Annotated in this window: 3 protein-coding genes and 1 pseudogene (1 of these 4 cut by a window edge); all 4 read right to left on the bottom strand. The window is 36.1% G+C overall.

Annotated elements, in window-relative coordinates; all coding sequences use genetic code 11:
• Window positions 1–133: pseudogene (gene tolA, locus L652_RS01000000123885) on the bottom strand (cell envelope integrity protein TolA); it reaches 792 nt to the left of the window's first position.
• 4 nt (window positions 134–137) lie between these two features.
• Window positions 138–566, bottom strand: a complete 429-nt coding sequence (gene tolR, locus L652_RS0115010; RefSeq protein ID WP_024597679.1) for a protein TolR — start codon at window positions 564–566, stop codon at window positions 138–140.
• Complete coding sequence (gene tolQ / locus L652_RS0115015; RefSeq protein ID WP_007580384.1) at window positions 553–1,257, bottom strand: protein TolQ; 705 nt, start codon at window positions 1,255–1,257, stop codon at window positions 553–555. Before tolQ ends, tolR begins: the two co-directional genes overlap by 14 nt.
• A 977-nt stretch (window positions 1,258–2,234) precedes the next feature.
• Window positions 2,235–2,379, bottom strand: a 145-nt coding sequence (locus L652_RS1000000124595; RefSeq protein ID WP_275451738.1) for a Holliday junction DNA helicase RuvB C-terminal domain-containing protein, incomplete at its 5' end; no start/stop codon positions are given.

Consider the following 2,379-nt stretch of genomic DNA (forward strand, 5'->3'; position numbering starts at 1 on the left):
CTGGGGTGGGTATAGCCGAATTAAACGTTACTTCCATTACCTTAGGCGCAGGTGGGTGAATGTTTGCAGACGCATACAAAAAACCACCTATGCCTAAATGAAGTACTATCGATTTTACTACTGAACTATTCATACAGCTACTTCCCCTCAAAGGATTCAGTCATTAATCCTACTGATGGTACGCCTGCATTTTTCAAAAAATCCATTAGTAATAATACTTCTTGATACGATACCTTACCAGAACCTTTAATCATTACTGGTACGTCAGGGTTTTTCATTAATTGTAATTTTATAACCGCAGCAACATCAAGTGCTTCCATAGGCTCTTCAGGATCAGTACCTACGCTCACATAATATTTACCCTCTGCATCAATTGAAGCAATAATGGGCGGAGCATCTTTAGTATCAACTAAATCAGACTCTTCCATTTTAGGTAAATCAACTTTTACACCATGTGTAATCAACGGTGCTGTAGCCATAAATATAATAAGCAGTACCAACATTACATCAATGTAAGGTACTACATTAATTTCTGCGACCGGACGGCGCTTTTTACGCTGATACATTCGCTTGTGCCTCTATTTGTGTAGCTGCTTGACGGTGTAAAATATTAGCAAACTCTTCCATAAAGTTAATATAGTGAGACTCAAGCTTTTCAACACTGTTTGAAAAGCGGTTATAAGCAATAACGGCCGGAATTGCCGCAAATAAACCCATAGCAGTCGCAATAAGTGCCTCTGCAATACCTGGAGCTACCATTTGTAATGTAGCTTGTTTCACTTCACCAAGTGCAATAAAGGCATTCATAATACCCCACACTGTACCAAACAAACCGATGTACGGACTTATAGAACCTACTGTTGCTAAAAACGATAAGCTAGATTCAATTTTTTCAATTTCACGAGAAAGTGCAACACGCATTGAACGGTGCGTACCCTCCATAACAATACTCGCACTTTGAAATGTATTCTTTTTATGGCGAGCAAACTCTTTAAAGCCTGAAGTGAATAGTGCTTCGATACCTTGAGACTGACCGCTGCGTGATGATATTTCGTTATACAATTTGCTTAAATCAATACCAGACCAAAACTTTTGCTCAAATTTCTTAGCATTTGATAGTGCATCTGATATTGCTTTTTTACGCTGAAATATAATTGTCCACGACATTACAGACATGGCAACTAGCCCTAACATTACTAACTGAACAAGCAAACTTGCTTCTAAAATTAGGTCTAAAAAATTAAGCCCTGATCCCACGTTAAACTCCTAAGTAATTTCAAAATACGGCAAATTGATTAATTTGTATAAATATGACCGCTTACAAGGTCAAAAGTTGCATCTAGTGTATCTAGTCCATTTCAAGCTGACAACGGTATTGCTATGAATAGGCAACAAAAAACGTTAAAAAAACAGCTTTAGTTGGCATTTCCCTATGCCTCAGTATTTTATTTAATCTTTTAACTAAACTTGCTGACTACAAATATGCGTAAATATATAGGTAAAACGTCATAAAATGCGCCGTTTATTCAAAATAAGAGCATAAACACTCAAAACTTATGAGCCTGACCTTCACGTAATAGTAAAACTAATACCGAGTCACAACGGAACTCATTACTTAAGTTATAAATTTCATTGACTTATAAATTTAACGATTAATTAACGCACAAGATTCAAACAACAATAAAATTCACCGAATTAGTTTTTCTAATCTGAAAATACAAATTTTCTAGTTTGAACAAAAAAGTAAACTTACGTATTATTCTCCCATACCGAACTAGCGCACTGAATGAGATAGCTTCATTAAGCCAAGTTCTTAGTAATAGGATATTTTATCGTATTACATTGTTTTACTCTTTCTGGATAAAACCAAATTAAGTAAATCGTAGTTCCCTGGATTACTTCCTTCAACTTGTTGTTTGCCCGCATTTTTTGCGGGCTTTTTTTTGCCTGCAATTTGGTGCGCTACATACTTTATTTATAAACTAATAATTGCACTACCTATTTTACAATAAGTAATTCGGTTACTAGTTTGAATGGTACGCAGGATAGCTTTGCGAGTCTTAACGCCCTGTGAATTAACAGTTAACTATAAAGCATATAGGTATTTTGAAATAACATTTGCAACAGTGTGTTGAGGTTTTGGGTAAAATACCTGCCGTATAAATATATCAAAGCAAGGGATACTAAGTCAGTTACCTGCTGTGCAATAAACCACAGCAAGTAATGTGTATAGGCTAGTCTTTTTTAGGAAGTAAACCGAAATGATGGTATGCGCTATCAGAGACTATTCGCCCGCGTGGAGTGCGCTGAATAAATCCTTGCTGGATCAAAAATGGTTCTATCACATCTTCAATTGTTTCACGCTCTTCACCAATAGCA

Origin of the sequence: Pseudoalteromonas sp. TB25 (genome assembly GCF_000497995.1) — a bacterium.
GTDB classification, from domain to species: domain Bacteria; phylum Pseudomonadota; class Gammaproteobacteria; order Enterobacterales; family Alteromonadaceae; genus Pseudoalteromonas; species Pseudoalteromonas distincta.

Bases quoted from the DNA above. Each gene is read 5' to 3' on its own strand.
- tolR (WP_024597679.1), bottom strand. From the start codon at position 566: ATGTATCAGCGTAAAAAGCGCCGTCCGGTCGCAGAAATTAATGTAGTA.